Here is a 26,855-nt window from a genome sequence, read left to right as displayed (position 1 = left end):
AAATGGTTTAAATAAGGTGTACCAAAAAGGTTCAATGAAATGGATAAAATATAAAGTCCTTTTAGAAATTATTGTTTTTTTTAAGCAGAGTTATCTTGTGAAAACATTCACGAATTTGTCACATATAGAAAGGAGCTAAACAAATGAAAATTATGAAGCTTATGCTTGCCCTCATTTTAATACTGATATTCCAGCTTCCAGATAAGGGGAGTGCAGAGACAAAGACCGATGTCCTGAATATGGAGGAGCTCACGATCCAAGTGATGCCGGAGTACTCGTATCATCCAAAAGATAAAAAGAACAATCCGCCGCTTTTGGTTGGTTACCATGGGGCACTGAAGAACAATGCACAGGAAGCACAAAAAGGCCAGGTCGTCATTCCGCTGCCAATGGATGAGAAGAATTTCAGGATTGGGTTTGTAGCTGATTATTCTCGTGACCTGACTGAAATGAATGAAATTGAATACGAATTGGATAAGGAAAGTGGAACGATTTCCTGGGAAACAAGCGAAGAAATTCAGCCTCAGGAGATATATAAATTTGTGATTGAATACTATACCGACAGCATCAAAGAAAAAGAAGACGCTAAGACGCTGGCTTATGATTTTAAAAACTTCACTGATATTGGCTTGTTTAACCTGATTTTCGTCGAGCCGCTAAACACGGAAAGCTTCAAGCTGGAGCCTGCTTCTGAACAGCACCAGAAAAACTCTTACAACATGAACATGTTCCTGTATCAAATCCAGGGAATGAAGCCGGGTGAAGAAAAGAAGATCACGGTTGAATACAAACGTGCAGACGATAGGACTACAGCGGAAATCATGGAAGATATGGCCGGTGATGCGAAGAAGGCGGGCACGGTCAAACAGAATGAAGAGGAAATGCCTTTATGGCTTGTCATAACCGTCATAGGCAGTGTGACCGCAGCTGCTGCCGTCCTATTGATTTTCATCATGAGGAAAAAGAAAACTCAGCCGGTAAAAAGCGGTGTGTCAAATGATTTAGAAGCCAAAAAGGCAAAGCTTCGCGGAATGCTCGTCGAAGGAAGTATATCGGAAGCAGAGTATAACGAATTGATCAAAAAGCTGGGAGGCAGAAAATGATGTCCAAAAATAAGAAAATCGTTATGGGTTTGGGTCTTGCGGCAGTCGCGTTCGTGATCATGATGTTTTCGACAATGCCAAGTGCAGGTAGCAAGGAAATCACAATTGCCGACCTCAGTGAAAATGGTTCGAAATATGAAGGCGATTATATTATGACTCAAGGCCTGCTCAATAAAGAGTCAGTACAATGGGATGCTGACAAGCTGGAGCTCCGATTTGAACTTTACGAAGAAGGCCAGGGAACACTGCAAGTATTCCATAAAGGCATCAAGCCGGATAATTTCTCAGAGGATGTCATCGTCCTTGTGGAAGGTTTTATCCAAAAGGACGGAGTATTCGAAGCAGAAAAAGTCCAGACGAAATGCCCGACAAAATATGAAGGCGAAGACATGGAGAACTATGATACCGAAATGCATAAGGAAATGTACAAAAATGACAAGTCGGAATAAAACAGATTGGTGGTTATCTGTATGTATCTAATTGGGAACATCTCAATCTACCTTGGAATCGTGATTTCACTATACGGAATCATCGCCAATATCGTCGGGATTAAGAAGAAAAGCAGCAAGTGGCTCGAAAGTGCAAGAGGTGCGGTACTATCACTTGCTTTTGTGGCAAGCGTCGCATCCTTCCTGCTGCTCTACTTGCTCGGAACAAGCCAATTCCAATATAAATATGTGGCTTCCTATACGAATGAAAGCCTTTCGATGGCTTATAAGCTGACAGCCTTCTGGGCTGGCAATGCCGGATCCCTTCTGCTATGGGCGTTCCTTTTATCGCTGTACGCTGCAATGGTCGTTTTTTCAAAAGAAAAGAAGAACCCGATGATGCCTTATGTTTCCAGCATCCTGATGGTCAACATCCTGTTCTTTTTCACAGTAATGGCGCTGAATGTAAACCCGTTTGAAATGACCGATAAAATTCCGGCTGACGGAAAAGGTCTAAACCCTATGCTGCAAAATCCAGGCATGATCCTGCATCCTGTCACACTCTATATGGGTTATGTCGGGCTGGCTGTACCATTCGCGTTCGGAATTGCGGCTCTGATCCTGAAGCGAATGGATTCAGAGTGGATCAAGCTGACGAGAAGATGGACCTTGCTGGCATGGCTGTTTTTGACTCTCGGAAATGTGATTGGCGGCTGGTGGGCTTACCTTGAGCTTGGTTGGGGCGGCTACTGGGCATGGGACCCAGTTGAAAATGCTTCATTCCTGCCATGGCTGACCGTATCGGCATTCCTGCACTCTGTGATGATACAGGAACGGAAAAATATGTTGAAGACCTGGAACGTAAGCTTGATCATTCTTTCTTACATCCTGACACTGTTTGGAACCTTCTTGGTCAGGAGCGGAATCCTGACAAGTGTCCATGCGTTTGGCGACAGTAATCTGGGTACTTACTTCCTTGTTTTCATGGCTTTCATGATGCTGTTTTCTCTATATATCGTCATGACAAGGTACGGACTGATCAAGAAAGATAGCAGTCCAATAGAGGCTTATTTTTCAAAGGAAAGCAGCTTCCTGCTGAACAACCTGATTCTAGTTGCTGCCGCTTTCGCCGTTTTCTGGGGAACAATGTATCCGCTCATTTCGGAAACCTTTACAGGAACAAAAGTCAATGTTGGCGCACCATATTTCAATAAAGTAATGGCTCCGATCTTGCTGGTGCTGATCGTATTGATGGGAATCTGCCCGCTGATTGCCTGGCAGAAAGCGGTGTTTGAAAAGTTCATGAAAAGCATGCTTTGGCCGATGGCAATGGGTGTTGCCACTGCCATCATTCTGTTCGCATTTGGCGTCAAGGGAATTTACGCGGTTATCGGACTATCGGCAACAAGCTTCATGTTTGGAACACATTTACAGGAGTTCGTCAGAGGCATCAGTGCCCGTCGGAAAGCAACGAAGGAAAACATTTTGAAGGCAGCGTTCAAGCTGACGGTGAAAAATCAGCGCCGCTATGGAGGTTATATCGTCCATATCGGGATTGCCATCATCGCGGTAGGTGTCATTTCGTCGCACACTTACTCGACAGAAATCCTGAAAACGGTGGATGCCGGCAACAGCATCAAGACCGGGGATTACATTCTTACATTCAATGAACTGACCGAGCATACGAAAAACGGCAATGGCATTGTGGTGGCCGATATTGATGTGACGTATAAGGGCAAGGATATCGGCAAAATCAAACCGGAAAAAATCTTTTACGAAACATGGCCCGAACCATCAACAGAGGTAGCGATCAAGACAAACTGGAGCCAGGATTTATACGTGGTATTAAGCTCATGGGAGAACAAAGACAAAGTGACGTTCATGGTTAAAGTGAATCCGTTTGTAAGCTGGATCTGGATGGGCGGAATCATCATGGTGATTGGCACGGCATTCGCCCTCATAGGCGGCAGGCCGACAACCTTCCGCTACCAAATCAATAAAGGCATTTCGAGAGTGGGAGGGTGGAAAAAGTGAACAGGAAAGTTCTTATAACGACAATCCTTTTTCTCATCATCATTCCGGGCATGACAACAGCCTTCACCTATAACTCAAAGGAATTCAAGCACATCATCGGCCAGCTTGATATGCAGGGCCATGCAGATCATGAATTGTCCACCTGTTCGGTAAAAAAGATTTACTACGATGAAGTGGTCGAGATGCTGAACGGCGGTAAAACAGAACCGGAAATCATCCAATCCTATGTTGATGAATATGGGCAGGCAGCTTTGAGAACTCCGGGTGGCGGCACAAGCGGCTGGATTGCCTGGGGAATGCCTGCGGCAGGAGTGGGAATCGGCAGTGTGATTGTCGGTGTCTGGCTCAGGAAATTGACGGTTAGGAAGTCTGAATCAAAGCTTGAGAGAAAGGCAGCATGGAACTCGGAAGTAGAAAAGGAAATTGCTGCAAAAACATTTGACGAAGAGCGCCGGAAGCTTTTCTAGGAGCTGATCAAAATGGATTATGTATTTTTAATAATAGGCTCACTCGTGATCATTACTTGCTTTTACTTCATCATTTCTCCTTTTTTCACAGCAGGGGAGATCTCGGCTGCTGGACCGGAGACAGAGGGTGAAAAGCTGACGATTGAGCAGGTATACAGTGCTGTGAATGAGTTGGAGATGGACTTTTTAATGAAAAAAATTACTCGTGAGGATTTTGAAAAGTTGAAAGAGAATTACCAGCTGCTTGCCGCTGAAATGGTAAAGGAAGAAACCCAAGGACGAAAGATGGAACATCTCCCAGAGAACAAAAAGAAAATAAAGGATGCAGAAGCAGAAGCGGAAATTCTTAGAGAGCTGAAGATGCTTCGCCAGCAGAAAGGGTGATCACTATGACACCAGCCTATCACCCTGAATGGCTTGTGAAATTCTGGCTGACGACTCCAGGGTTTAATATGGTGAATCCACATTACTTGCTGATTGTTATTGCTGCTGTCATTGGTGTTGTCTGGTTTGTACAAAAGCGGAAGGCTCCTTCCGAGAAAATTATCAGTGAGGAAGACCAGTTATTCATACACCATCTTCATAGGAAAAAAGTGATTGAAAGGGAACTGGCCGTACTTGAAGCGAGGCTGGCAGAAGCGGAAATCACCGAGGAGAATTTTAACAAGATGAAAAATGAATACCAGAGCCATCTCGCTCAGGTAAACAAAGAACTGAAACAATACACTTAACGAAAGAGTTGGGGAACATGCTGGAACTAAAGAAAATGACCAAAATGCTGGGAGATAAGCTCGTATTAAGAAACATCACCCTTTCTTTAGGTAAAGGGGAGATCCTGGCAGTGATTGGACCGAATGGAGCAGGGAAGAGCACCTTCTTTAAATGCACAGTCGGACTCCTGCAGCCGACGAGCGGGGAAATTTTCCTTGATGGTGAGCTTATCAAGAAGAATTCACCACAGGTAAAACAGCGGATTGGCTTCCTGGGTCATGAATCTTTTCTTTATAACAACTTGTCCCCGCTTGAAAACCTTAAATTCTACGGCAAGCTATACAAAGTAAAAAATCTTGAAAGCAAATCCAATGCACTCTTAAAGGAAGTGGGTCTCTATCTATTCCGCGATATGCCCATTCGCTCTTTTTCAAGAGGGATGATGCAAAGGCTGGCGATCGCAAGGGTGCTGCTGCCCGAGCCGGATATCCTGATGCTCGATGAGCCGCATACCGGCCTAGACCAGGAGGCTGTCGCGCTGCTTAATAGCATCATTAAAAGCAAACGGGATAGCGGGACGTCGGTGCTGATTATCTCGCATGATTTTGAGCAGGTTCATGCACTTGCTGACAGGGCCGCTCTGCTGAAGAAAGGAAAGATTGTCTCAACCAAGCTTCTTGGGGAGGAAATCAGTCTGGACGAGATGAAAAGCTGGTACGAAGCTGAGGTGAAGAAAACATGATTTCAATCATTAAGGATGCATGGACGATTGCCAGCAAAGACCTGAGCAATGAGATCAAAACAAAGCAGACGATTGGTATGATGGTCATCTTCTCCAGTCTAGTGGTACTGATCTTCAGCTTTGCGTTCGATCCGACAAATAATATGGTAAAAGCGGTCATACCTGGGCTTGTCTGGCTGATCACCGTGTTCTCGGGAATTCTTGGATTGAATCGTTCCTTCCTTTCAGAACACGAAAACGATGCGCTGACAGGGCTGCGTTCTGCGCCAATCGATCCTTCAAGCATCTATCTGGGCAAGGTTTTAGCGAACTTTATCCTCGTTACAGCAGTACAGCTTGTCAGCATTCCAGTTCTGTTTCTGCTCTTCGACTACAGGTTTTTTGGAAAGGTAAGCTGGTTCATCCTGGTTGTCATCATCGGCACGCTCGGCTTCATCATCGTTGGGACTTTCCTGGCCGCACTTTCGGCGAACGCCAAGAACAGCGAGATGCTTTTGCCGGTACTGCTGCTGCCGCTCTTAAGCCCGCTGTTGATTGCCGGAGTCCAGGCGACGAGGATCATCCTGGAAAATGAAGTGATTGCGGATGCATCGTCCTGGATCAGATTGATGGCTGCTTACGATTTATTGTTCCTGGCCGCGTGCTTTTTCTTATTCGAATTTATTATGGAGGGGTCTTGATGAAAAAGAATACTGGCATTATCGACCGGCTGCTGCTGTTCACTTTAATTCCGTCATTTTTCATTGCACTATATCTAATTTTTATTTGGTCGCCTGTTGAAAAGGTAATGGGCGAGACACAAAAGATATTCTACTTTCATGTTGGCAGTGCCTGGGTCGCTTTCCTCGCATTCGGTGTCGTGGGTTACTACAGTGTGAGGGTTTTAATCAAACCGAGACTCCAGCATCATATCAATGCGGGAATCTCAGCTGAAATTGGTGTGCTTTTCACAACAATCACACTGATCACCGGGATGATTTGGGGAAAATCCAGCTGGAATACATGGTGGACATGGGAGCCGCGTCTTGCGACAACCCTGATTCTTTGGTTCATCTATGTTGCGTATCTGTTCGTCCGCAAAATGGATGGTTCAATGGAGAAAATCGCCAGGTTGTCAGCCGTTTTTGGCATCATTGGCGTCATCAATGTCCCGATTGTCTTCATGGCAATCCGCTGGTGGAACACAAAGCTGCATCCGGTCGTGTTCGGTGAAGGCAAAAACCAGTCAGGGGGCGGAATCGAGCCAGATATGCTTGTCGCCCTGCTGTTCTCGATTTTCACGATCACTTTGCTGTACGGTTTCCTGATGCGAAAAGGAATAGAAATTGAAAAAATGAGGCATATCGTCAAAAAGGCAAAGTCAAAAGCAATTGAAAAACTAGCAGGCTAACCATTAAGGAGGAATTGAAATGACTTACTTATTCATGGGATACTCAGTTATTTGGACGTTGATCGCAGGGTACGTAATCGTGCTTGGACGCCGCCAGAAGCAATTGAAGAAAGAGCTGGAACTTCTGGAAGAATGGAACTCAGATTTTTAATGAGGTGGTGATTAGAAATGGGCAAAAAGATTGGGCCAATCATCGTCATCGCTGCCGTCATTGGGATTCTCGGCTTTTTGGTCAGCGGACTCGGAGGGAAAGCTTCCGCCCAGCCAGGTGATCAGTCCATCGACTTCGAGCTGCAGGATATTGACGGCAATACCTATAAACTTTCCGATTTCAAAGGCCAGACGGTCGTCCTGAATTTTTTCGCGACATGGTGTGCACCTTGCATCGATGAAGCACCTGAACTCGAAGCATTCGGCAAAGAGTACAAGGAAGCAAAGTTATTGATCCTTGCTAAAGGCGAATCGAAGAAACGGATGGAAAAATACATTTCCGAAAGCGGTTCAAAGCTTACGTATCTATTAGATACGAAGGAAGATATTTCTAAGGATTACAATGTCATCGGCCAGCCTGAGACAATCATCATCGACAGGAACGGTGTCATTGTCGAACGTTTCTCGGGCCCAACAACGAAGGATGATTTGATCCGATTGATTAAGGAAAAAGTTTCACCTTAACCTTGGTTAAAGCACATCCGTGTTTTAATATGGCTGCATTGTCAGTAGAATTCTCCTAGCAGTGCAGCCTTTAGTAGATTGAATGATCAGCTATAAGGGAGGTGAAAGAAATGCTGAAAAAGCTACTGGGAATAGACAAAAAGATGCTGTTATTCATTGGCGTATTTGCTGGAATCATTGTTTCTGTCGTCACTGTCAAAACGCTTGCGTATACAGATTCACCTGAATTCTGCTCAAGCTGTCATATCATGACAGAGGTCCACAACTCATTCTCTGATTCCAATCACGCCGGTCTGGCCTGCGGGGATTGCCATTTGCCTCATGAGAATATGGTTGAGAAATATACCTATAAGGCGAAAGCAGGGATGACCCATGTGTACTTCAACACACTTGGGGAAGCAAAGATTCCGAAGGTGCTCCACGCAACGGAAAGTTCGGATGAAGTCATAAATGGAAACTGCATCAGCTGTCATGAAAACACACTAGAAAACGTATCACATGATGCAAAGGACAGCTGTTCAAGCTGCCACCAGGCCGTACCGCACGGCAAAGGCTTCAAAACAGAGGATTATTTTAAACCGCCGAAACCGGGCGAGCTTTTAGAAAACAAAGGAGGTACGATGAACAATGGCTAGAAATTTCCGCTGGGCACTCTTGCTCCTTGCGGCTGTCATGCTCATCATAACAGGATGCTCCTCGGAAGAAGAAGCAACTTCCGCGAGCGAGCTGAAAACGGGGCTGAGCAAAGATGAAATCAGCAATGAGGCCTTCAAGGACCTTTTCCCGCTTCAATATGACAGCTACAAGAAAAATGAAAAAATGGAGGATACGAAGTACAGCGGTTCCGTCAAGCGAAGCAAGTTCGACCATGATAAGGAACCGTATCTGCCTGTCCTTTTTAACGGATATGGCTTTGCGACCGAGTACAATGAGGACCGCGGCCATATTTACGCGAATGAGGATGTCCGGGCAATTGCGCGTATCACGGATAAATCAATTGGTTCATGCTTAACTTGTAAGTCGACTGCAGTTCCACACATGATCGAGGAAATGGGTGATGATTACTGGGGCGGCAATTTTAACCAGGATATATGGCCAAAGGCAGAAGCGATGGGCCATTCACCGATCGGCTGCTCTGACTGCCATGACCCGCAGACAATGGATTTGCGCGTCACAAGACCGAGCTTCATCAAAGCAATGGAATCACAAGGAATCGACATGTCCAACCCAACGAAGAATGATATGAGGAACTATGTTTGCGGACAGTGCCACGTAGAGTACTATTTTGCTGCAGATAACGGAGAAGTAACTTATCCGTGGGCAAACGGCTTCGAGCCTGAAGACATGTACGAATACTACGAAACTACTGCTAAAGAACAAGGTTTTGAGAAGGATTGGATCCACAATGTTTCAGGAACACCTATGCTAAAAGCACAGCACCCTGACTTTGAGACTCATATTGAAGGCCCGCACGGTGAAGCAGGAGTTACATGTTCAGACTGTCACATGCCATATGACAGGGTGGACGGCAAAAAGAAAATCAGTTCACACTGGTGGACGTCTCCGCTCAAGACAATGGATCAGTCTTGCGCAACCTGCCATACCAACAGGGATATGGAGGAACTGAAGGAACGAGTGATCGGTATCCAGGATAAACATATGGAAGCCCTTCATAAGGCCGAGGATATTTCGATTACCTCACATTACTATGTGAATAAGATGATTACTTCAGGGGTAAGCGAAGAGAAGGTCAAGCAGGCTCAAGAGCATATCAGAAAAGGACAATGGTTCTGGGATATCGTGGCGGCTGAAAGTGCGGCAGGATTCCATAATCCACAGGGTGCCATGGATTCCTTGAGGGTATCAATTGAAGAGTCGAATGAGGCCATCAATCTTGCTATTGAGGAATTGACCAAGAAAGGCGTAAATCTGGAAGAAGTTAAAACAGAGATTGAAAAAGTGAAGCAGGCTGTGTACGACGAAAAAGATAACTTCAAGAAGAAAGAGAAAGCAGTGAACAGTTACTTCCCGGCGCAACAGCCAGCCCCTAAAAAATAGTGAATAGTAAATTTAGAGAAAAGATAAATACGAAAACACTGTGCAAATGGTAGTTTGTACGGTGTTTTCTTTAGTTTTACAGAAAATGGGCGGAGTGTCAATATTCCCGGATTCAATTTTAAAAAATCCTGCAAATCCATGCAGGTTGGGAGTGCATCATCTAACGAAAAATCCATAATTCCCCGATCTGAATACCCCACTGATTTTTTAATATTCAACTTCAAAATAATAGAAAATTTGAACTTCGAATATCTGCATAAATTCCTATTGCATCTAATTGTGAAAAGCTCTAGAATTACTTTGGTATTCGAAATTTATCAGTGAAAGAAGGCGTGAATAATGCCTAGAGCCTTGTGGCTATTAGTTATCGGGATGGCAGTAAATGTTACTGGTTCCTCTTTTTTATGGCCTTTAAACACAATCTATATCAATGATCACCTTGGCAAATCGCTGTCTGTTGCCGGGATCGTATTAATGCTTAATTCTGCAGCCAGCGTTATTGGCAACCTATTTGGCGGCAGTCTTTTTGATAAAATTGGCGGTTACAAGTCTATTATTCTTGGAATCAGCATTACCATCGTGGCACTGCTTGGCTTGACCTTTTGGCCTGGCTGGCCGCAGTATATTTTCTTTTTGACATTGGTCGGTTTTGGCTCTGGAATTGTCTTTCCGGCGATGTATGCAATGGCAGGTTCAGTGTGGAAGGAAGGCGGACGTAAAGCGTTCAACGCTATTTACGTGGCGCAGAACCTAGGCGTAGCTATTGGAGCTGCACTTGGCGGACTTGTCGCCTCCTACTCATTCCAGCTGATCTTCATGGCGAACGCAGCCATGTACTTGATCTTCATGATGATCGCGATTATTGGCTATCGCCGCATCGACACCAGGGCAGCGAAGCAGACGAATGTACTTCAGGAAAATGGCACAGTCAAAAGCCATACAAAGCTGTATGCTCTTTTGATCCTTGCGATTGGCTATCTGCTTTGCTGGGTTGGGTATGTACAATGGCAAACAACGATCGCCGCTTACACTCAGGAATTGAACATTTCCCTGAACCAATACAGCATTCTTTGGACAATTAACGGCGCTCTGATTGTACTTGGCCAGCCGGTTGTCAACAGGCTGATCAAGCCGTTCCAGAATAAACTGAAGCTGCAAATCATCATCGGCATGGTCATCTTCATGGTTTCCTATGCAGTTGCCGCAGGCGCTCAAGCATTCTCTGGCTTTGTTGCAGGCATGGTGATCCTGACGATTGGGGAAATGCTGATCTGGCCGGCGGTTCCGACTATCGCAAATGATTTGGCGCCAAAAGGACGGGAAGGCTTTTACCAGGGAATCGTCAACAGCACCGCAACTGGCGGAAGGATGATCGGCCCGCTTATGGGAGGAATCCTTGTCGACCTATACGGGATGCCAATGCTGTTTGCGATTTTGATTGCGGTGATGTTTATCGGGATTTTTACTACTGTTATCTATGATCGAAAAATTAGGGAAACTGGAAAGATTGCTGCACAAGCATAAAGGTATACTATGGAGCTGGGCAAAGGAAGCCTGGCTCCCTTTTTAAATTAGAGGGGTCAATTTAGCAAACTCCGGCTTGCTATGCCGCTGATCTAATCGGTCACAATTTATGCATTTTTTCTCGATAAAAAATGCATATTTTCCAACTAATATAGGACTGTGAGATTATGATATAATCATCTTTGAGAGACAAGGGGGTGAATGGGTTGAAATATAAAATCCTCGGAATTGCGTTTTTGGCTGCGGGTTTATTAACTGCCTGTAATGGCGGGGAAGAATCTGCTGAACCTGAAAAACAACAACAAAACATCAAGGAATTGGTGAGTGATTACAGCGCGGGCAAAAACAAAGACCACAAGGCTTCCATCACCTCACAAGAGCTGACAGTTGCTGACAGTGAAGGGGACAAGCAAGTCTATGATATTTCGGAGGAAGACTTCTTCGTCTCAATCGCGCCTTACGAAAATCAAACCCATCCTTGAACGAATCATAGCTTGACAGGTTGTCAAGGTGAACTGGTTGAAAAAGAGTTTGATGTATATATTGAGGATGAAGATGGAAACGTGATTGTTGATGAGAAAATGAAATCCCATCAGAATGGTTTCATTGATTTGTGGCTTCCACGTGATAAAAAGTTCAAAACAAAGATTGGATATAATGGGAAAAGTGTTGAATCCGAACTATCTACTTTTGAGAATGACGCCACTTGCATTACAACAATGCAGCTTATGTAGACGAAAGCACCTTATTTCAGGTGCTTTTTTTTGTGTTTATTATTGTATTCAGAAAAGTATGATAAAATCAAAAGAAAAACCAGGTGGCGGATTATGAATACGAAGCTTTTCCATATACCGGCAGATATTATTGAAACCATTGTTGAGAATGCGTTTGAATGGCTTGTTGTTGTAGACCGAGAAGGAAGGATCATCTATATCAATCATAACTACTGTGAATTCCTTGAAGTCAATCGGGAAGAAACGATTGGCAAGCATGTGACTCAAGTGATCGAGAATACCAGGATGCATATTGTCGCACAGACCGGAAAAGAGGAACTGGCTGACTTGCAATTTATAAAAGGCAATTACATGATTGCAAACAGGGTACCGATCATTAAAAATGGTGAAGTGATCGCCGCATTTGGGACGGTGTTTTTCAGGGATACTCAAGAATGGATGAAAATGGACAGCCATGTAAAAAGCCTGCTGACCAGGATGCAGCCGTATATCCAGAAGATTGATTCTGGAGTGAAATATACGCTGGATGACATACTTGGGGAATCTCAGCAGATTATCAGTTTAAAAGAAAAGGTGAAAATGGTAGCCAATAGTGATATATCCATTTTAATCAGGGGGGAGAGCGGTACAGGGAAAGAGTTGTTTGCTCACAGCATCCATCAGCTAAGCAGCAGGAACCAGAAGCCATTTATCAAAGTGAACTGCGGTGCAATCCCTGAAAACCTGCTAGAGTCAGAGTTGTTCGGCTATGAAGAAGGAGCTTTTACTGGCGCGAAAAAAGGGGGCAAGAAGGGGAAGTTCCAACTGGCCAATGGCGGCACCCTCTTCCTGGATGAAATCGGGGACATGCCGCTGAGCATGCAGGTTAAACTTTTGCGTGCCCTGCAGGATGGGGAGATAGAACCGATTGGTTCGACAAAATCGATATCTGTTGATGTCAGGATTATCGCGGCCACCAACAGGCCGCTCGAGAACATGATTGAAGAGAAACGGTTCAGGGAGGATTTATTTTATCGGATCAATGTCGTTCCATTCAGTGTTCCTTCATTAAGGGAACGTGCAGAAGACTTGACGGTGCTGATCGCTTATTTTATTGAAAAAGTCACGAATCGGTTAGGCAAGCGGATTTCAGGAATCGAAAGCCATGTAATGGAAATCCTGAAGTCATACAGCTGGCCGGGGAATATCCGTGAACTGCAAAATGTTATCGAAGCAGCAGTCCATTTAACAAAAGGAGAACAAATCACCCTGGATTCCTTGCCGGATTACCTGCAAACACAGACCGCCATTGTCTTCAATAACAAAAGTCTTAAGGATATCGTTGAAGAAACAGAAAAATGGGTTCTGAAGCAAAGCCTTGATCGACATAATGACGACAAGGCACTTGTAGGCATGGAACTTGGAATAAGCAGGTCCACGCTTTATGAGAAGTTAAATAAATATGGCCTCTTATAGTCCGGGAATTCGGAATGGTGTCCGATTTTCCGGACTTTCCTGTTTTCTAGCATTATTTAATTGAGTTTTCACTGTTTGGATAGTGATTAACAAACAGGAACAGGACAACTTAGATAATCATGAACTCTATTAATATAGCGAACAGGAAGAATGCTATAATCCGGAAATTCGGAATTAAATAACTGAAAATTAAGACTACGTACTGAATCTTATGGTGCAAAAAGTTGGCACGATAGTTGCAATAAGATAATACAGCAATTTTAATCAATATTTTGTAAGCGTTACCATCCACTGGGGTGAGGAGGGCAGTTTTTGTTTTTATTCATTTAAATTTCAAGGGGGAAAAAGAATGCTGAGTATGATTGGATTGATTGGCGGACTGGCTTTATTGATTTATCTGACAATGAGGGGCATGAACCTGCTGATTGTCGGTCCGATTTCTGCGTTGTTTGTTGCCGTGTTAAGTGGAATGCCGCTATTCCCGCAGCTGGTGGAAGAAGGAGCTGCCAACTTTGTAGGGAACTATATGTCTGGCTTTTCTGGGTTCGTTACTGCATGGTACATGATGTTCCTGCTTGGGGCCATCTTTGGAAAAGTAATGGAGGATAGCGGCGCGGCTGACAGTGTGTCTGAGTTCATCGTTGAGAAGCTGGGCATGAAGTATGCTGTGCTGGCTATTGTCGCTGCCTGTGCCGTATTGACATATGGCGGTGTCAGCTTGTTTGTCGTAGCATTTTCAGTTTACCCAATGGCATTAAGCTTGTTCAGGCAGGCAAATCTGCCAAGGCGCTTCATTCCAGCTGCATTGGCCTTCGGGTCAGTTACATTTACGATGACGTCTGCTGGTTCTCCGGAAATCCAGAACTGGATTCCTATCCAATTTCTTAATACATCACCAGTTGCCGGCTGGGAGGTCAGTGCCATCGTTGCCATCTTCATGATGATTTTTGGTTACTGGTGGTTAAAACGAATGATTACAAAAGCCGTCGCAAAGGGCGAGAAATTTGAGGCTAGGAAGACCGATCCTATGCTGGAAAAAAGGGAACTGCCTCATCCTCTAATGGGCCTTATTCCATTAGTAGTGGTATTGGTGATCTCATTCGTTTTCCATGATTCATTGAAACAATCAGCATTGATCATTGCACTTTTAGGGGGAGTTGTATCCGCCTACTTATTGAACCGCAAATACTTCAAAAATTTCTGGGAAGCCCTTTCAGAAGGAACGATGGGTGCCTTGATTGCGATTGGGAATACAGCTGCTGTCGTGGGATTTGGCGGTGTGGCAAAAGCGGTGCCTGCCTTCCAGACGGCCGTTGATGCGATGACAAATATACCTGGAAGCCCTTTGATTGGGGCGGCAATCTCTGTCAGCGTCATTGCCGGGATGACTGGTTCAGCATCCGGGGGCCAGGCCATTGCGCTTCCATTGCTTGCACCTCACTACATGGATATGGGCGTCAATCCAGAAGCATTGCACAGGGTAGCCGCCATTTCCTCAGGAGCGCTTGATTCCCTGCCGCATAACGGTTACGTGGTCACGACGGTCAGGGCAATCTGTGGCGAGTCCCATCAGGATGCGTACAATCCAGTCGCCGCTGTGACTGTCATTGTGCCATTGATTGGTGTGGCGATCGCGATTGTTCTATTCTCTCTAGGATTAGGTATTTAAGAAAGGAGTTTCGGAATGGTAAAAGATAAAGCTGTCCTGATTACCGGTGCCGCCCAGGGAATCGGGTATGAGATCGCCAAGAGTTTTGCTGAGCAGGGCGCGAAAGTATTTTTAACAGATTTACAGGAAGAAGCCGTGGCAAAAGCGGCTGCCAATCTGCAGGAATCAGGATATGAAGCGGCTGGTTTAAAATGTGATGTGACCAACGAAAAAGACATTGAGCATGCCGTTGCAAAATGCGTCGAGCATTTTGGCCGTGTAGATGTTCTGATTAACAATGCAGGCCTGCAATATGTCTCCATGATCGAAGACTTCCCGACGGAAAAGTTTGAACTGTTGATAAAGGTGATGCTGACGGCTCCGTTTGTAGCCTTGAAACATGTGCTTCCAGTCATGAAAAAGCAGGGTTTTGGCCGGGTGATCAATATGGCTTCAATCAATGGGCTAGTTGGGTTTGCTGGTAAGGCAGCCTATAACAGTGCCAAACATGGAGTCATTGGACTGACCAAAGTTGCTGCCCTTGAAAGTGCTGAGCATGGGATAACCGTCAACGCCGTCTGTCCCGGCTATGTTGATACGCCTCTCGTCCGCAATCAGCTATCAAGCCTTGCAGAAACAAGGAATGTCCCGCTTGAAAAAGTGCTAGAAGAAGTCATATTTCCGCTCGTGCCGCAAAAGCGGCTGCTGGCTGTCGAAGAAATCGCCAGCTATGTGAAGTTCCTCGCTAGTGATGCTGCGAAAGGGATCACCGGCCAGGCTGCGGTCATTGATGGAGGCTATACGATTCAATAATCCACAAAAGCTGGTTTCCTTTTTCACCGGAAACCAGCTTTTTGTTTGATATGATTTGAACTCTAATTTTTAGACTGGTTCATATATTTATGGAGAATAATTTCGACGTTCTCGATATGGCTTAGCATCACGCGTCTCGCTTCTTCTGCATTCTGTTCTTTTATCGCTTTGAAAATAGCATAGTGTTCCTCATAGAGGCGATCTGTTGTAGTTTGTTTGGAATAGAGCCAAAGCCGGCGGGTTTCCTTCATTGTTTCTCCCATCAGGCCGGAAACATGGTTCATCAAGCTGATCAATAGTGGATTATGCGAGCTTTCAGCAATGGCCATATGAAATTGGAGATCCGCTTTTTCACCAAGCTCCTCATCTCCGCTCGCACGTTTCATTTCTTCGAGCGCTTCTTTCATCGTCTGCAGCTGTATGTCAGTCCGTTTCTTTGCAGCAGAAAAGACAGTTCCAGTCTCAAGAATCTTCCGCACTTCCAACAGGTGAGCTGTATCCTGTGCATTCATCAAGATGGCTGTCGATAAAGGAAAACTGATTTGCTCAGACTCGAACTGCTTCACATACGTTCCTTCTCCCTGCCTGATTTCAATGAGCCCCATTGCTCTCAAAGCAGTCAATGCTTCCCTTATGGCAGATCGCCCTACCTGGAAGTTTTCCGCCAGCTGCTGGACAGAATCCAATTTATCCCCTGGCTGCAATTGACCTGAACTGATCATAGTATGGATGGCTTCCGCAACTTCTTCATATATCTTTTTAGGTTTTATTTTATTGTATTGCAAGGTAGATCCTCCAAAGTTCGTTCTTTTGACTTCCATTATACAGTTTTATCCTAGTTCGATCATATTCTTTACCATTTTAAAAGCTTCAATAGACAATCCAAGACCTTAACAATATTTTACTAAATGTAAATAAATATTGAAATTGTCCTTATCCACATCCTATAATTTAAGGTATGGTCATCTGATGACCATACCACATTTTTGTAAGCGATTCCTATCAGCTTTTTTGGGGGATTTGTTTTTATCTAAAAATGTTTATCCTGCAAAATGGCTATTGTTCAAGAATGATTCCACAAGGCCGATTTTGCATTGTTTAACTAACGGAGGGGGAACACTCATGTTTTCAAACACGGTCAAAGAAAAAATCATTTCAATCGTCAGTCCTGCTAATTTTGATGATTCCAAAGCTGGACGGCTAGTCTATTCATATGATGCAACACCTAACTTTCAGTCAATGCCGGATGGTGTTGTAAGTCCGCGAAATAAAGAAGAAATCTCACAAATTGTGAAAATATGCAATGAGAATCAAATTCCGATTGTCCCTCGTGGATCTGGTACGAACCTATGTGCAGGCACTTGTCCAACAGAAGGCGGTATCGTACTTCTTTTTAAACACATGAACAAAATCCTTGAGGTGGATGAAGAGAATCTTACCGCTACTGTTCAGCCTGGGGTAGTGACCCTTGATTTGATCAATGCAGTCGAGCCAAAAGGCTTGTTTTATCCACCTGATCCAAGTTCTATGAAAATATCCACTATCGGCGGCAATATAAATGAAAATTCTGGCGGTCTCCGCGGGTTGAAATATGGAGTCACAAGGGACTACGTGATTGGGCTTGAGGCAGTACTGCCAAACGGGGATATCATCACCACAGGTGGGAAATTGGCGAAAGATGTTGCCGGATATGATTTTACCAGGCTGTTGGTTGGCTCGGAGGGGACATTGGCTGTCATCACTGAAGCAACTCTTAAGCTAATTCCGATGCCAGAAACAAAACAAACCATGCTTGCTTTATATCAAGATCTAGAAGCAGCTGCTAAATCAGTATCCAAGATTATCGCCAGCAAAATCATTCCGGCTACCCTTGAATTCCTGGACCAGCCGACATTGAAGGTAGTAGAGGACTTTGCGAAAATCGGGCTGCCAACAGATGTCAAAGCCGTGCTATTGATTGAGCAGGATGGCCCCCTCGAAGTGGTCGAACGTGACATGGCCAGGATTGCCGAAGTTTGTAAACAGGAAAACGCTGTATCTGTGCAACTGGCGCAAACGGAAGCAGAGGCTGAAGCACTGAGGACTGCACGCAGAAGTGCATTGTCCGCACTCGCGAGATTAGCGCCTACGACAATATTGGAGGACGCGACTGTACCAAGGTCTGAGATTGCGAGAATGGTCAATGCCATCAACGATATTGCGAATAAGTATAGTTTGAATATCTGTACCTTTGGCCATGCAGGAGACGGAAACCTTCACCCTACATGTGCGACAGATTCACGTAACCATGATGAAATGGAAAGAGTCGAAAAGGCATTTGCTGAAATTTTTGAAAAGGCCATTGAATTCGGCGGGACGATTACTGGTGAGCACGGCGTCGGCGTCATGAAAGCACCGTACCTCGAGTTGAAATTAGGCGAAGCAGGAATTGCGGCTATGAAGGCAGTGAAAATGGCCCTGGATCCCAACAATATCATGAATCCTGGTAAGGTTTTTGCGAAGGACAGCAGGAAACGGGTGGTGGTTTGAGAATGACAACGATTCAAGAACAGCAGAGAATCCAAGCAGAATTCCAGGAAAAGATGAACCAGGACGAACTGTTGAACTGCATGCGCTGCGGTTTCTGCCTCCCTACCTGTCCGACCTATATCGAATCGGGCTATCAGGAATCACATTCACCACGCGGGCGGATCGCTTTGATGAAGGCGGTTGTCGATGGGATTATCGAACCGGATGAGGATTTTGAACGATCACTTGACCTTTGCCTTGGCTGCCGTGCATGTGAACCGGTCTGTCCATCAGGAGTGAACTATGGACATCTTCTCGAAGATGCCCGTGATCTTGTCAATCAAAACAAGAAGTTTTCAATGCCCGTAAAAGTGGTCAGAAATGCAGTCTTCAAAGGGCTTTTCCCGCACCAGGAGCGCATGAGGGGGCTGACCGGACTCATTGGATTCTATCAACGTTCTGGCCTCCAAAAATTGGCGCGCGGAACAGGTGTGATGAAGCTGTTTCCAGAGTCTCTCGCCACGATGGAAAAGGTCCTTCCCCAGGTACCCACAATGAAGGAAATGAAAAATCGTCCTGAGCACCTCGAAGCAATCGGGACAAAGACGCATAAGGTCGCATTCTTTAGCGGCTGCCTGATGGATACCATGTTCCTGGAAACAAACAATGCAACGATGAAGCTTTTGCAGCTTGCAGGCTGTGAAATTGTCATTCCGAAGGACCAGGCTTGCTGTGGAGCGCTTCACGGGCATAGTGGTGAAAAGGAAGATGCGAAAGCACTTGCTCGCCGGAATGTTAAAGCCTTTGAGGATTCCGGGGTCGATTTCATCATCACCAATGCAGGGGGCTGTGGGGCGTTTTTAATCGACTATGATCATTTGCTTAAGGATGATCCGGAATGGAAGGAACGGGCCCTGAAATTTGCCGATAAAATCATGGATATCTCGCAAATATTGGTCGAAGTCGGTTTTCATGAAAAAGTGAACCTCGAACTGCCGCATCAAATCATTACGTATCAGGATTCATGCCATCTTCGCAATGTCATGAAAACAGCTTCAGCACCAAGAACATTGCTGCAGTCCATCAAGGGAATACAATACCAAGAGATGGAGAATGCCGACCGTTGCTGTGGCTCAGCAGGAATCTACAATATCGTCGAGAGTGAAATGTCGATGCAGCTCCTTGACTCCAAAATGGTTCAGGCAAAGGCTACCCATGCAGCGACGATTGTTACCGCTAATCCAGGCTGTCTTCTTCAAATGAAGCTCGGGATTGAGCGTGAAGGACTTTCTGGAAAAATGAGAGGCGTGCATATTGTTGATATGCTTTTGGAGGCAGCACAAACAAAGTAATCGATAAGGCCCTTCTGAAATTTTACAGATGGACCACTTTCCAGAATGATGGTTTCTGGCTGCTGGCATAGGAAAAAGCCTGCACCAGCAGCAGAAACCATCATATAATACTTTCTATCATCATTTATTTCATCCCCGCTTGCATATGCGAGGGAATTTTATTACAATATCTCTATATTCATAACGAAAGACTTCGACAAGGAGTAGTAGTGGTGTAAAACCTGTGCAAGAGAGCTGGCGGTCGGTGCAAGCCAGACGGGAACATCATGAACTCGCCTTTGAGTCGCAAGCGCGAACTCTTCAGTAGTGCTTGCCGTTTTCCGCGTTAAGGATGAATGAAGCGAGTGTTGCACACTAATTTGGGTGGTACCGCGGGAGATCATACATAGCCTCTCGTCCCTTTTACAGGGACGGGAGTTTTTTATTTTCTAAAAGAAACACCATCCGCTAAAAATAAATCGAAACCAAACAGGAGGACATTGACGATGAGTTTTAACCATCAGGAAATCGAGAAAAAATGGCAAACGCATTGGGAAGAAAACAAAACGTTCAAAACAACTGAAGATAAAGGTAAAGAGAAATTCTACGCGCTGGATATGTTCCCGTATCCATCTGGTGCCGGTCTTCACGTTGGCCACCCGGAAGGATACACGGCGACTGACATCCTATCCCGCATGAAAAGAATGCAGGGATTCAATGTCCTTCATCCAATGGGCTGGGATGCGTTCGGGCTTCCTGCAGAGCAGTACGCTCTTGATACAGGGAATGATCCGGCAGAATTCACAGAGCAGAACATCAACACGTTCCGCCGCCAGATCAAGGCACTAGGTTTTTCATACGACTGGGATCGCGAAGTCAACACGACAGATCCGGAATACTATAAGTGGACGCAATGGATTTTCTTGAAGCTTTATGAAAAAGGCTTGGCGTACATTGATGAAGTAGCGGTTAACTGGTGTCCGGCACTTGGAACTGTTTTAGCGAATGAAGAAGTAATCGACGGAAAAAGTGAGCGCGGTGGCCACCCGGTCGAGCGCCGTCCGATGAGACAGTGGATGCTTAAAATCACTGCTTATGCAGATCGCCTGCTTGAGGATTTGGATTTGCTTGATTGGCCAGAAAGCTTGAAAGATATGCAGCGAAACTGGATCGGCCGCTCTGAAGGTGCTGAAATCACGTTCAACATCGAGGGTCATGAAGGAACATTCACGGTTTTCACAACGCGTCCTGATACACTTTTCGGTGCAACTTATGCGGTGCTTGCACCAGAACACCAGCTTGTTGATTCAATCACGACAGCTGAACAGAAGGCTGCAGTCGAAAAATATATCGATGAAATCAAGAGCAAGAGCGACCTAGAGCGTACGGACCTTGCGAAGGATAAAACAGGCGTCTTCACTGGTGCTTACGCAATCAACCCGGCGAACGGCGAAAAAATGCCAATCTGGATTGCTGACTATGTTCTAGCTTCATATGGAACAGGAGCAATCATGGCGGTACCTGGCCATGACGAAAGAGACTACGAATTTGCGAAAAAGTTCGATTTGGAGATCAAGGAAGTCGTTGCCGGAGGAGACATTCAAAAAGAAGCTTACACTGGCGACGGGGAACATGTTAATTCTGAATTCCTAAATGGCATGAACAAAGAAGAAGGCATCAGCAAGATGATATCCTGGCTTGAGGAAAAAGGCATCGGAACGAAGAAGGTCACTTACCGCCTTCGCGACTGGCTGTTCAGCCGCCAGCGTTACTGGGGCGAACCGATCCCAATCATTCACTGGGAAGATGGCACAATGTCAGCAGTTCCAGAAGACCAGTTGCCTTTAGTTCTTCCTAAAACGAAGGATATCAAACCATCTGGTACAGGCGAGTCTCCACTTGCCAATATCGATGACTGGGTGAATGTCGTTGACCCTGAAACAGGCAAAAAAGGCCGCAGGGAAACGAATACGATGCCGCAATGGGGTGGCAGCTGCTGGTACTACCTTCGCTATATCGATCCAAAAAACGACAAGGCACTTGCTGATAAGGAGAAATTAAAGCAATGGCTTCCGGTTGATATTTATATCGGTGGAGCGGAACACGCGGTATTGCACTTGCTATACGCTCGTTTCTGGCACAAGGTCCTTTACGATGTAGGAGTTGTCCACACGAAGGAGCCTTTCCAAAAGCTTTTTAACCAGGGGATGATCCTTGGTGAAAATAATGAAAAGATGAGCAAATCAAAAGGCAATGTCGTCAATCCGGATGAGATCGTTGAAAGCCATGGGGCAGATACGCTTCGTCTTTATGAAATGTTCATGGGGCCGCTAGAAGCATCCATCGCATGGTCAACCAACGGACTTGACGGATCTCGTCGCTTCCTTGACCGCATCTGGCGCTTGTTCGTCAACGAAAACGGCAGCCTAAGCGAGAAAGTCAAGGATACTGATAGTGTAAACCTTGAGAAGGTATACCATCAGACGGTCAAAAAGGTGACTGAGGATTACGAAGGACTTCGCTTCAACACAGCGATTTCACAAATGATGGTCTTCATAAATGAAGCATACAAAGCGGAAGAGTTTCCGAAAGCATACGTGGAAGGCTTTGTGAAAATGCTGGCGCCAATCACGCCGCATATTGCTGAAGAACTCTGGGCAAAGCTAGGACACAGTGAATCCATCACTTATGCAGCATGGCCTGCTTATGATGAAGCCAAGCTTGTTGATGACGAAGTTGAAATCGTTGTCCAGGTGAATGGAAAAATCAAGGCGAAGATGATGGTACCGGTAGATGCAAATAGAGAAACATTAGAGCAGATCGCAATGGGCGATGATGCCGTTAAGGAACAAATCGACGGTAAAACAATCCGTAAAGTGATTGCGGTACCTGGAAAGCTCGTTAATATTGTTGCTAATTAATCTATTGACGCAAAGGATCGCTTTGGCGATCCTTTGTTTCAATGGTGCAAATACCCCGTAAGGTTTTTTCTTTGTATTATAAAAAGAGTTTTTATATAATAAATAGGGGAAAATACATTATGGTATTATGAATCCTTTTTAAGAAGATTAAATCCAAGTAAATGGAGGAAATACACAATGAATAAAATTGAAACAATCACAACAGAAGAACTTCAAAAGAAGCTGGAAGCAGGCGAAAAGCCAGAAATGGTTGATGTACGTGAACATGATGAAGTGGAATCCGGCATGATTCCTGGAGCTAAGCACGTACCAATGGGCGAAATCCCTGAAAGACTGAACGAATTCGACAAAGATAAGGAATACATCTTCATCTGCCGTTCAAGCGCACGAAGCGGCAACGTCTGCCACTACATGAATGAGCAGGGCTACAAAACACGCAACATGGTTGGCGGCATGATGAGCTGGGGCGGAGAAACAAAACGTCCATAATTATAAAATTCTGAAAATATGGCCAGAATGGATGCTAAAAAGGAAGGACGACTTACCTTGATCCAGGTCAGAGTATTTGATCACGAACATGAAAAAGATTTAGAACAGGATATGAACCGCTTTCTGGAAAAGCTCGATGAAAAAAAGCTTTTAGACATTAAATACAATGTCGCGGTCCTGCCTGAAGAAGAAGACGAAGAACAAATCTACTGTTTTTCAGCCATGGTTGTGTACAGAGCCTGAGTGTTATCACTCAGGCTCTGTTTTAGTTTGTGATCGGGATGGGTAAAAACAACTGGAACGCGAGCAAAAGTGTCCGGTGTGGAGGCTATGATGGACAAAAATAGATGGATGACAAACAAAAGTGTCCGTCATGGACGCTATGATGGACAAAAATAGGAGGAATATGAGCAAAAGTGTCCGTCATCAGGGCGATGACGGACAAAAATAGGAGGATATCAAGCAAAAGTGTCCGTCATCAGGGCGATGACGGACAAAAACAGGTGGAACGCCAGCAAAAAATGTCCGTCATCGAGGGTATGACGAACAAAAACAGATGGAACGAGAGCAAAAATGTCCGTCATCAAAATTTATGACGGACACTTAGTCATTTACTCTATTTTTGCAGCGCGAATTCTGCGGCATTGGTTCCGGCGAGACGTCCGGTGACAAGGGCGGAGGTGATATTATAGCCTCCAGTATAGCCGTGGATGTCGAGGATTTCTCCGCAGAAATATAGGCCATCAGCTTTTTTTGAAGCCATTGTTTGCGGCTCGACTTCTTTGACGGATACGCCCCCTCCGGTAACGAAGGCTTTATCAAGCGGGAGGGTGCCGTTGACTTTGAATTCGAATTGCTTGGCTGACTTGGCGAAGCTTCTGATTTTTTCATGGCCGAGCTGTCCTCCCTGCATAGCGGGATCGATCTCATTGCGCTCTAGCAGGAACATCAAGTAACGTTCAGGCAGCAGCCCTTTAAGCAAATTCTTCACAGCTTTTTTTGGCTCGGCTTTGATCAGTTTATTGATCTCCTGGAACAATTCTTCCTCTTTCATGTCAGGAAGGGCATCCAGGGACATGACAACCTCTTTCAGGTTCCATTTCTGCATTGCTTTTACGACGAACTGGCTGCAGCGAAGAACCGCAGGTCCGCTGACACCAATGTGTGTAAATATCATATCCATTTTATGCGTAATCAGCGCTTTCCCTTTTGGATTCAGGACGCTAAGCGCCACTCCTCTCAGCGATAGGCCCTGCAAAACCTTTTCTTTTATAAATGGTTCAGAAGAGGTCAATGGAACTTCAGTTGGGAACAATGCAGTGATTGTATGGCCCGCTTTTTCCGCCCAGGCATACCCATCACCAGTTGAACCAGTATGGGGCACAGATTTTCCGCCGACAGCGATAATGACGCTTTCAGCATAGAATCTTTCACCATTTTTCAGTTCAACCGACTCAGCTTTGCCATCCTTGTAATGTACATGAGCAACTGGAGTGTTCGTCTTGATTTCTACCTTTAATTCTTTCAGCTTTGATAAAAGGGCGTCCACAACAGATTGTGCTTTGTCACTGACTGGGAACATCCGGCCGTGATCCTCTTCTTTTAGCTGGATGCCGAGCCTTTCAAAAAATGAAATAATATCTTCATTGCTGAAAATCGAAAGGGCGCTGTATAAGAACCGTCCATTTCCGGGTATATGTTTAATGATTTCATCTACAGGCAGCCGGTTGGTCACATTACAGCGCCCGCCGCCGGAGATCGCCAGTTTTCGACCAAGCTTGTCTCCTTTGTCAATCAGCAGCACCTTCGCTCCCTGTTCACCAGCAGCAATTGCTGCCATCAAGCCAGACGGACCGCCGCCAAGGACGATTACATCGTATTTCATTGCTTCACCAACTTTTCGTATTACTTTTTAAAATCATTTGAGCACTTTTATTATTATAATGTATCTCTTCATTAAAAACATTGCCATGAATGAGATCCTTCAAACGAAATCCAGCCGGAAAACTGGCAGTCAGCACCCAGAAGGAGTAAACTAGGGAATGCAGGAAAACTCTGCAGCATGGATACAGGCAAATTCTGCATCCATTGATAAATATCACTGTATGTGAATGTGTTTATGGTAAAATACAAGTTTGTAATCTGTTTTTATTATATAGATTGAAAAGTAGGGATCTTATGTCATCAAAGCTTTTAAGAGGGACGTTCATACTGACGCTTGGCACGATACTATCAAAAGTGCTGGGGCTGTTTTATGTTATTCCTTTTTACGCGATTATCGATAAATATGGGACAGTGCTTTATTCATACTCCTACATCCCTTACACGATTTTCATTAGCGTCGCAACAGCAGGAGTACCACTGGCTGTTTCTAAATTTATCGCCAAGTATAACGCTCTCGGTGAATATGCGGTCGGAAGGAAGTTATTCAAGTCAGGTATAGCTGTCATGTTGGGAACGGGAATATTGTCGTTCCTGGTGATGTATTTGACAGCACCACTCTTAGCGGATATTACCATCAGTTCAAGTGACAGCAATGTTAAAATCAGGCCAGAGGATGTCACTACTGTAATCAGGGCTGTTAGCTTTGCGTTAATAATTGTGCCATTCATGAGTTTGATCAGAGGCTATTTTCAAGGACATCAATCAATGGGGCCATCTGCTGTTTCACAGGTTGTTGAACAAGTTGTCAGGATTGTCTTTTTGCTGGCAGGGGCTTATATTGTTTTAGCCATCATGAAAGGAAGTATGGTTACGGCTGTCAGTGTCGCAACTTTTGCTGCGTTCATTGGGGCAATTGGCAGTCTTGGTGTTCTTGGATGGTACTGGTTTAAACGTAAGCCGCATCTCGATGAATTGTTAAAAGAAGACAAGGGCACAATGGATATCTCCTTAAAAGAAATTTATAAGGAAATATTGATTTACGCTGCTCCTTTTGTCTTTGTCGGCATTGCTAATCCATTGTTCCAGTTCATTGATATGATCACTTTTGAAAAGGCGATGGTATCTACAGGGCTGGACCCGAATGATGCTCAGGCAGCCTTTGGTGTATTGAATTTCCAAACACATAAACTCGTCATTATTCCAGTATCGCTGGCTACCGCATTTTCTTTGACTTTGGTTCCTAGCATTACGAAGGCATTTACGGATAATGACCGCATAGGAATGCGACGTCAGCTGGACCAAACCTTCCAGGTACTCATGTATCTGACTGTCCCTGCAGCTATTGGTTTGTCCTTACTTGCACAGCCTATGTTCACAGTTTTCTATGAAAATGATCCTTTAGGAACTGAAATTCTGAGAACCTATGCGCCAGTAGCCATCTTATTTGCACTTTATTCCGTTACAGCGGCCATCCTGCAAGGAATAAATGAACAGCGTTTTACAATCTTGAGTTTGCTGACAGGACTATTGGTGAAGCTTACTCTCAATATTCCAATGATCAAGATGTTCGAAACGCAAGGTGCTGTTTTTTCAACTGCGTTGGGTTATGTGGCAGCGATTCTCATCAATATGTATGTAATCAAAAAGTTCGCAAGGTATCCAATGGGCTTTGTGACCAGAAGGGTTATTCTGATACTTGTATTTTCAGGTTTGATGGCAGGTGTAACATTGGCATTCTATGAAGTGCTCGTCCAATTCCTGTCACCGGCTGCGAAGTTCCAGTCGATTGTACTTATTGGAATCTCTGCAATGGTAGGAGCTGCGGTATACTTTTATCTTGGATTCCGGACCAAACTGGTGGACAGGCTCTTCGGGGACCGTGTCACCAAAATCAAGCGCAAAATAAGGCTGCCGGTATAATAGGAAAATGGCCTTCGGTT

Annotated in this window: 27 protein-coding genes and 1 other annotated feature; of the genes, 25 read left to right on the top strand and 2 right to left on the bottom strand. The window is 44.9% G+C overall.

The features are described from left to right. The first annotated feature begins 143 nt into the window (after window positions 1–143). From LGO15_RS18895 to LGO15_RS18810, 18 genes are all read left to right on the top strand, one after another. On the top strand, window positions 144–1,103 hold the full coding sequence (locus LGO15_RS18895) for a hypothetical protein (protein ID WP_226085544.1): 960 nt from the start codon (window positions 144–146) through the stop codon (window positions 1,101–1,103). Next, the gene (locus tag LGO15_RS18890) at window positions 1,100–1,552 is read left to right on the top strand and encodes a cytochrome c maturation protein CcmE (protein WP_226085543.1); all 453 of its coding nucleotides are present in this window, start codon (window positions 1,100–1,102) and stop codon (window positions 1,550–1,552) included. The genes LGO15_RS18895 and LGO15_RS18890 overlap by 4 nt, the downstream gene beginning before the upstream one ends. A 21-nt stretch (window positions 1,553–1,573) precedes the next feature. Next, entirely contained in the window at window positions 1,574–3,565 is a 1,992-nt protein-coding gene (locus tag LGO15_RS18885) for a heme lyase CcmF/NrfE family subunit (protein WP_226085542.1), read from the top strand. Then, on the top strand, window positions 3,562–4,032 hold the full coding sequence (locus LGO15_RS18880) for a cytochrome c-type biogenesis protein CcmH (RefSeq protein ID WP_226085541.1): 471 nt from the start codon (window positions 3,562–3,564) through the stop codon (window positions 4,030–4,032). The genes LGO15_RS18885 and LGO15_RS18880 overlap by 4 nt, the downstream gene beginning before the upstream one ends. A 12-nt stretch (window positions 4,033–4,044) precedes the next feature. Next, on the top strand, window positions 4,045–4,416 hold the full coding sequence (locus LGO15_RS18875; protein ID WP_226085540.1) for a hypothetical protein: 372 nt from the start codon (window positions 4,045–4,047) through the stop codon (window positions 4,414–4,416). A 5-nt stretch (window positions 4,417–4,421) separates the two neighbouring features. Then, window positions 4,422–4,763, top strand: coding sequence for a gas vesicle protein GvpG (locus LGO15_RS18870; protein ID WP_226085539.1), 342 nt, complete (start codon window positions 4,422–4,424; stop codon window positions 4,761–4,763). 17 nt (window positions 4,764–4,780) lie between these two features. Continuing rightward, window positions 4,781–5,485, top strand: a complete 705-nt coding sequence (gene ccmA, locus LGO15_RS18865) for a heme ABC exporter ATP-binding protein CcmA (protein WP_226085538.1) — start codon at window positions 4,781–4,783, stop codon at window positions 5,483–5,485. Continuing rightward, window positions 5,482–6,165: a heme exporter protein CcmB gene (locus tag LGO15_RS18860; protein ID WP_226085537.1), complete on the top strand. Its 684-nt coding sequence runs from the start codon at window positions 5,482–5,484 to the stop codon at window positions 6,163–6,165. The genes ccmA and LGO15_RS18860 overlap by 4 nt, the downstream gene beginning before the upstream one ends. Next, complete coding sequence (locus LGO15_RS18855; RefSeq protein ID WP_167834501.1) at window positions 6,165–6,875, top strand: cytochrome c biogenesis protein; 711 nt, start codon at window positions 6,165–6,167, stop codon at window positions 6,873–6,875. Before LGO15_RS18860 ends, LGO15_RS18855 begins: the two co-directional genes overlap by 1 nt. 19 nt (window positions 6,876–6,894) lie before the next feature. Continuing rightward, window positions 6,895–7,026 (top strand): CcmD family protein, encoded by a 132-nt coding sequence (locus LGO15_RS18850; protein WP_167834502.1) that lies wholly within the window; start codon window positions 6,895–6,897, stop codon window positions 7,024–7,026. A 17-nt stretch (window positions 7,027–7,043) separates the two neighbouring features. After that, the gene (locus LGO15_RS18845; RefSeq protein WP_226085535.1) at window positions 7,044–7,550 is read left to right on the top strand and encodes a TlpA family protein disulfide reductase; all 507 of its coding nucleotides are present in this window, start codon (window positions 7,044–7,046) and stop codon (window positions 7,548–7,550) included. Window positions 7,551–7,660: 110 nt separating this feature from the next. Beyond that, window positions 7,661–8,185, top strand: coding sequence for a cytochrome c3 family protein (locus tag LGO15_RS18840; RefSeq protein WP_226085534.1), 525 nt, complete (start codon window positions 7,661–7,663; stop codon window positions 8,183–8,185). Then, complete coding sequence (locus LGO15_RS18835; protein WP_167834505.1) at window positions 8,178–9,608, top strand: ammonia-forming cytochrome c nitrite reductase subunit c552; 1,431 nt, start codon at window positions 8,178–8,180, stop codon at window positions 9,606–9,608. Before LGO15_RS18840 ends, LGO15_RS18835 begins: the two co-directional genes overlap by 8 nt. Before the next feature lie 339 nt (window positions 9,609–9,947). Further along, window positions 9,948–11,132, top strand: coding sequence for an MDR family MFS transporter (locus LGO15_RS18830; RefSeq protein ID WP_226085533.1), 1,185 nt, complete (start codon window positions 9,948–9,950; stop codon window positions 11,130–11,132). Window positions 11,133–11,338: 206 nt separating this feature from the next. Continuing rightward, on the top strand, window positions 11,339–11,866 hold the full coding sequence (locus LGO15_RS18825; protein WP_264163769.1) for a CueP family metal-binding protein: 528 nt from the start codon (window positions 11,339–11,341) through the stop codon (window positions 11,864–11,866). Between the two features lie 93 nt (window positions 11,867–11,959). Then, a complete protein-coding gene (locus LGO15_RS18820; protein WP_226085532.1) occupies window positions 11,960–13,321 on the top strand; it encodes a sigma-54 interaction domain-containing protein in 1,362 nt (453 codons plus the stop codon). Between the two features lie 349 nt (window positions 13,322–13,670). Beyond that, window positions 13,671–14,990, top strand: a complete 1,320-nt coding sequence (locus LGO15_RS18815) for a GntP family permease (RefSeq protein ID WP_226085531.1) — start codon at window positions 13,671–13,673, stop codon at window positions 14,988–14,990. A gap of 15 nt (window positions 14,991–15,005) precedes the next feature. Continuing rightward, entirely contained in the window at window positions 15,006–15,782 is a 777-nt protein-coding gene (locus tag LGO15_RS18810; RefSeq protein WP_226085530.1) for a 3-hydroxybutyrate dehydrogenase, read from the top strand. 62 nt (window positions 15,783–15,844) lie between these two features. Here the strand turns inward: LGO15_RS18810 and LGO15_RS18805 are convergent, their stop codons facing one another. Then, a complete protein-coding gene (locus tag LGO15_RS18805) occupies window positions 15,845–16,567 on the bottom strand; it encodes a FadR/GntR family transcriptional regulator (protein WP_226085529.1) in 723 nt (240 codons plus the stop codon). Between the two features lie 337 nt (window positions 16,568–16,904). Here LGO15_RS18805 and glcD point away from each other — a divergent pair, with 337 nt between their 5' ends. The 6 genes from glcD to LGO15_RS18775 all read left to right on the top strand — a co-directional run bounded on the left by glcD (window position 16,905) and on the right by LGO15_RS18775 (window position 23,627). Beyond that, on the top strand, window positions 16,905–18,311 hold the full coding sequence (glcD, locus tag LGO15_RS18800; RefSeq protein ID WP_226085528.1) for a glycolate oxidase subunit GlcD: 1,407 nt from the start codon (window positions 16,905–16,907) through the stop codon (window positions 18,309–18,311). Between the two features lie 2 nt (window positions 18,312–18,313). Continuing rightward, entirely contained in the window at window positions 18,314–19,642 is a 1,329-nt protein-coding gene (locus LGO15_RS18795) for a (Fe-S)-binding protein (protein ID WP_226085527.1), read from the top strand. Window positions 19,643–19,826: 184 nt separating this feature from the next. After that, window positions 19,827–20,046 (top strand) — a binding site (T-box leader). An 81-nt stretch (window positions 20,047–20,127) separates the two neighbouring features. Then, window positions 20,128–22,542 (top strand): leucine--tRNA ligase, encoded by a 2,415-nt coding sequence (gene leuS, locus LGO15_RS18790; protein WP_226085526.1) that lies wholly within the window; start codon window positions 20,128–20,130, stop codon window positions 22,540–22,542. Between the two features lie 177 nt (window positions 22,543–22,719). After that, entirely contained in the window at window positions 22,720–23,031 is a 312-nt protein-coding gene (locus LGO15_RS18785; protein WP_167834516.1) for a rhodanese-like domain-containing protein, read from the top strand. Window positions 23,032–23,088: 57 nt separating this feature from the next. Next, a complete protein-coding gene (locus tag LGO15_RS18780) occupies window positions 23,089–23,274 on the top strand; it encodes a sporulation protein Cse60 (protein ID WP_167834517.1) in 186 nt (61 codons plus the stop codon). Window positions 23,275–23,447: 173 nt separating this feature from the next. Continuing rightward, the gene (locus tag LGO15_RS18775) at window positions 23,448–23,627 is read left to right on the top strand and encodes a hypothetical protein (RefSeq protein WP_226085525.1); all 180 of its coding nucleotides are present in this window, start codon (window positions 23,448–23,450) and stop codon (window positions 23,625–23,627) included. A 20-nt stretch (window positions 23,628–23,647) separates the two neighbouring features. Here LGO15_RS18775 and LGO15_RS18770 read toward each other — a convergent pair whose 3' ends face one another. Then, the gene (locus tag LGO15_RS18770) at window positions 23,648–24,916 is read right to left on the bottom strand and encodes a BaiN/RdsA family NAD(P)/FAD-dependent oxidoreductase (protein WP_226085524.1); all 1,269 of its coding nucleotides are present in this window, start codon (window positions 24,914–24,916) and stop codon (window positions 23,648–23,650) included. Window positions 24,917–25,209: 293 nt separating this feature from the next. On the opposite strand from LGO15_RS18770, the gene LGO15_RS18765 reads away from it, so the two are divergent. Continuing rightward, entirely contained in the window at window positions 25,210–26,835 is a 1,626-nt protein-coding gene (locus tag LGO15_RS18765) for a putative polysaccharide biosynthesis protein (protein WP_226085523.1), read from the top strand. Window positions 26,836–26,855 lie beyond the last annotated feature (20 nt).

It is taken from the genome of Mesobacillus sp. S13, from assembly GCF_020422885.1.
GTDB lineage: Bacteria > Bacillota > Bacilli > Bacillales > Cytobacillaceae > Mesobacillus > Mesobacillus selenatarsenatis_A.
The sequence above is the reverse complement of the archived record's forward strand: the minus strand, read 5'-3'. Positions and strand labels throughout refer to the sequence as shown.

Bases quoted from the DNA above. Each gene is read 5' to 3' on its own strand.
- LGO15_RS18895 (WP_226085544.1), top strand. From the start codon at position 144: ATGAAAATTATGAAGCTTATGCTTGCCCTCATTTTAATACTGATATTC.
- LGO15_RS18835 (WP_167834505.1), top strand. From the start codon at position 8,178: ATGGCTAGAAATTTCCGCTGGGCACTCTTGCTCCTTGCGGCTGTCATG.
- LGO15_RS18830 (WP_226085533.1), top strand. From the start codon at position 9,948: ATGCCTAGAGCCTTGTGGCTATTAGTTATCGGGATGGCAGTAAATGTT.
- LGO15_RS18820 (WP_226085532.1), top strand. From the start codon at position 11,960: ATGAATACGAAGCTTTTCCATATACCGGCAGATATTATTGAAACCATT.
- LGO15_RS18810 (WP_226085530.1), top strand. From the start codon at position 15,006: ATGGTAAAAGATAAAGCTGTCCTGATTACCGGTGCCGCCCAGGGAATC.
- LGO15_RS18885 (WP_226085542.1), top strand. From the start codon at position 1,574: ATGTATCTAATTGGGAACATCTCAATCTACCTTGGAATCGTGATTTCA.
- LGO15_RS18845 (WP_226085535.1), top strand. From the start codon at position 7,044: ATGGGCAAAAAGATTGGGCCAATCATCGTCATCGCTGCCGTCATTGGG.
- glcD (WP_226085528.1), top strand. From the start codon at position 16,905: ATGTTTTCAAACACGGTCAAAGAAAAAATCATTTCAATCGTCAGTCCT.
- LGO15_RS18770 (WP_226085524.1), bottom strand. From the start codon at position 24,916: ATGAAATACGATGTAATCGTCCTTGGCGGCGGTCCGTCTGGCTTGATG.
- LGO15_RS18850 (WP_167834502.1), top strand. From the start codon at position 6,895: ATGACTTACTTATTCATGGGATACTCAGTTATTTGGACGTTGATCGCA.
- LGO15_RS18890 (WP_226085543.1), top strand. From the start codon at position 1,100: ATGATGTCCAAAAATAAGAAAATCGTTATGGGTTTGGGTCTTGCGGCA.
- LGO15_RS18875 (WP_226085540.1), top strand. From the start codon at position 4,045: ATGGATTATGTATTTTTAATAATAGGCTCACTCGTGATCATTACTTGC.
- ccmA (WP_226085538.1), top strand. From the start codon at position 4,781: ATGCTGGAACTAAAGAAAATGACCAAAATGCTGGGAGATAAGCTCGTA.
- LGO15_RS18815 (WP_226085531.1), top strand. From the start codon at position 13,671: ATGCTGAGTATGATTGGATTGATTGGCGGACTGGCTTTATTGATTTAT.
- LGO15_RS18860 (WP_226085537.1), top strand. From the start codon at position 5,482: ATGATTTCAATCATTAAGGATGCATGGACGATTGCCAGCAAAGACCTG.
- LGO15_RS18840 (WP_226085534.1), top strand. From the start codon at position 7,661: ATGCTGAAAAAGCTACTGGGAATAGACAAAAAGATGCTGTTATTCATT.
- LGO15_RS18785 (WP_167834516.1), top strand. From the start codon at position 22,720: ATGAATAAAATTGAAACAATCACAACAGAAGAACTTCAAAAGAAGCTG.
- leuS (WP_226085526.1), top strand. From the start codon at position 20,128: ATGAGTTTTAACCATCAGGAAATCGAGAAAAAATGGCAAACGCATTGG.
- LGO15_RS18870 (WP_226085539.1), top strand. From the start codon at position 4,422: ATGACACCAGCCTATCACCCTGAATGGCTTGTGAAATTCTGGCTGACG.
- LGO15_RS18765 (WP_226085523.1), top strand. From the start codon at position 25,210: ATGTCATCAAAGCTTTTAAGAGGGACGTTCATACTGACGCTTGGCACG.
- LGO15_RS18795 (WP_226085527.1), top strand. From the start codon at position 18,314: ATGACAACGATTCAAGAACAGCAGAGAATCCAAGCAGAATTCCAGGAA.
- LGO15_RS18855 (WP_167834501.1), top strand. From the start codon at position 6,165: ATGAAAAAGAATACTGGCATTATCGACCGGCTGCTGCTGTTCACTTTA.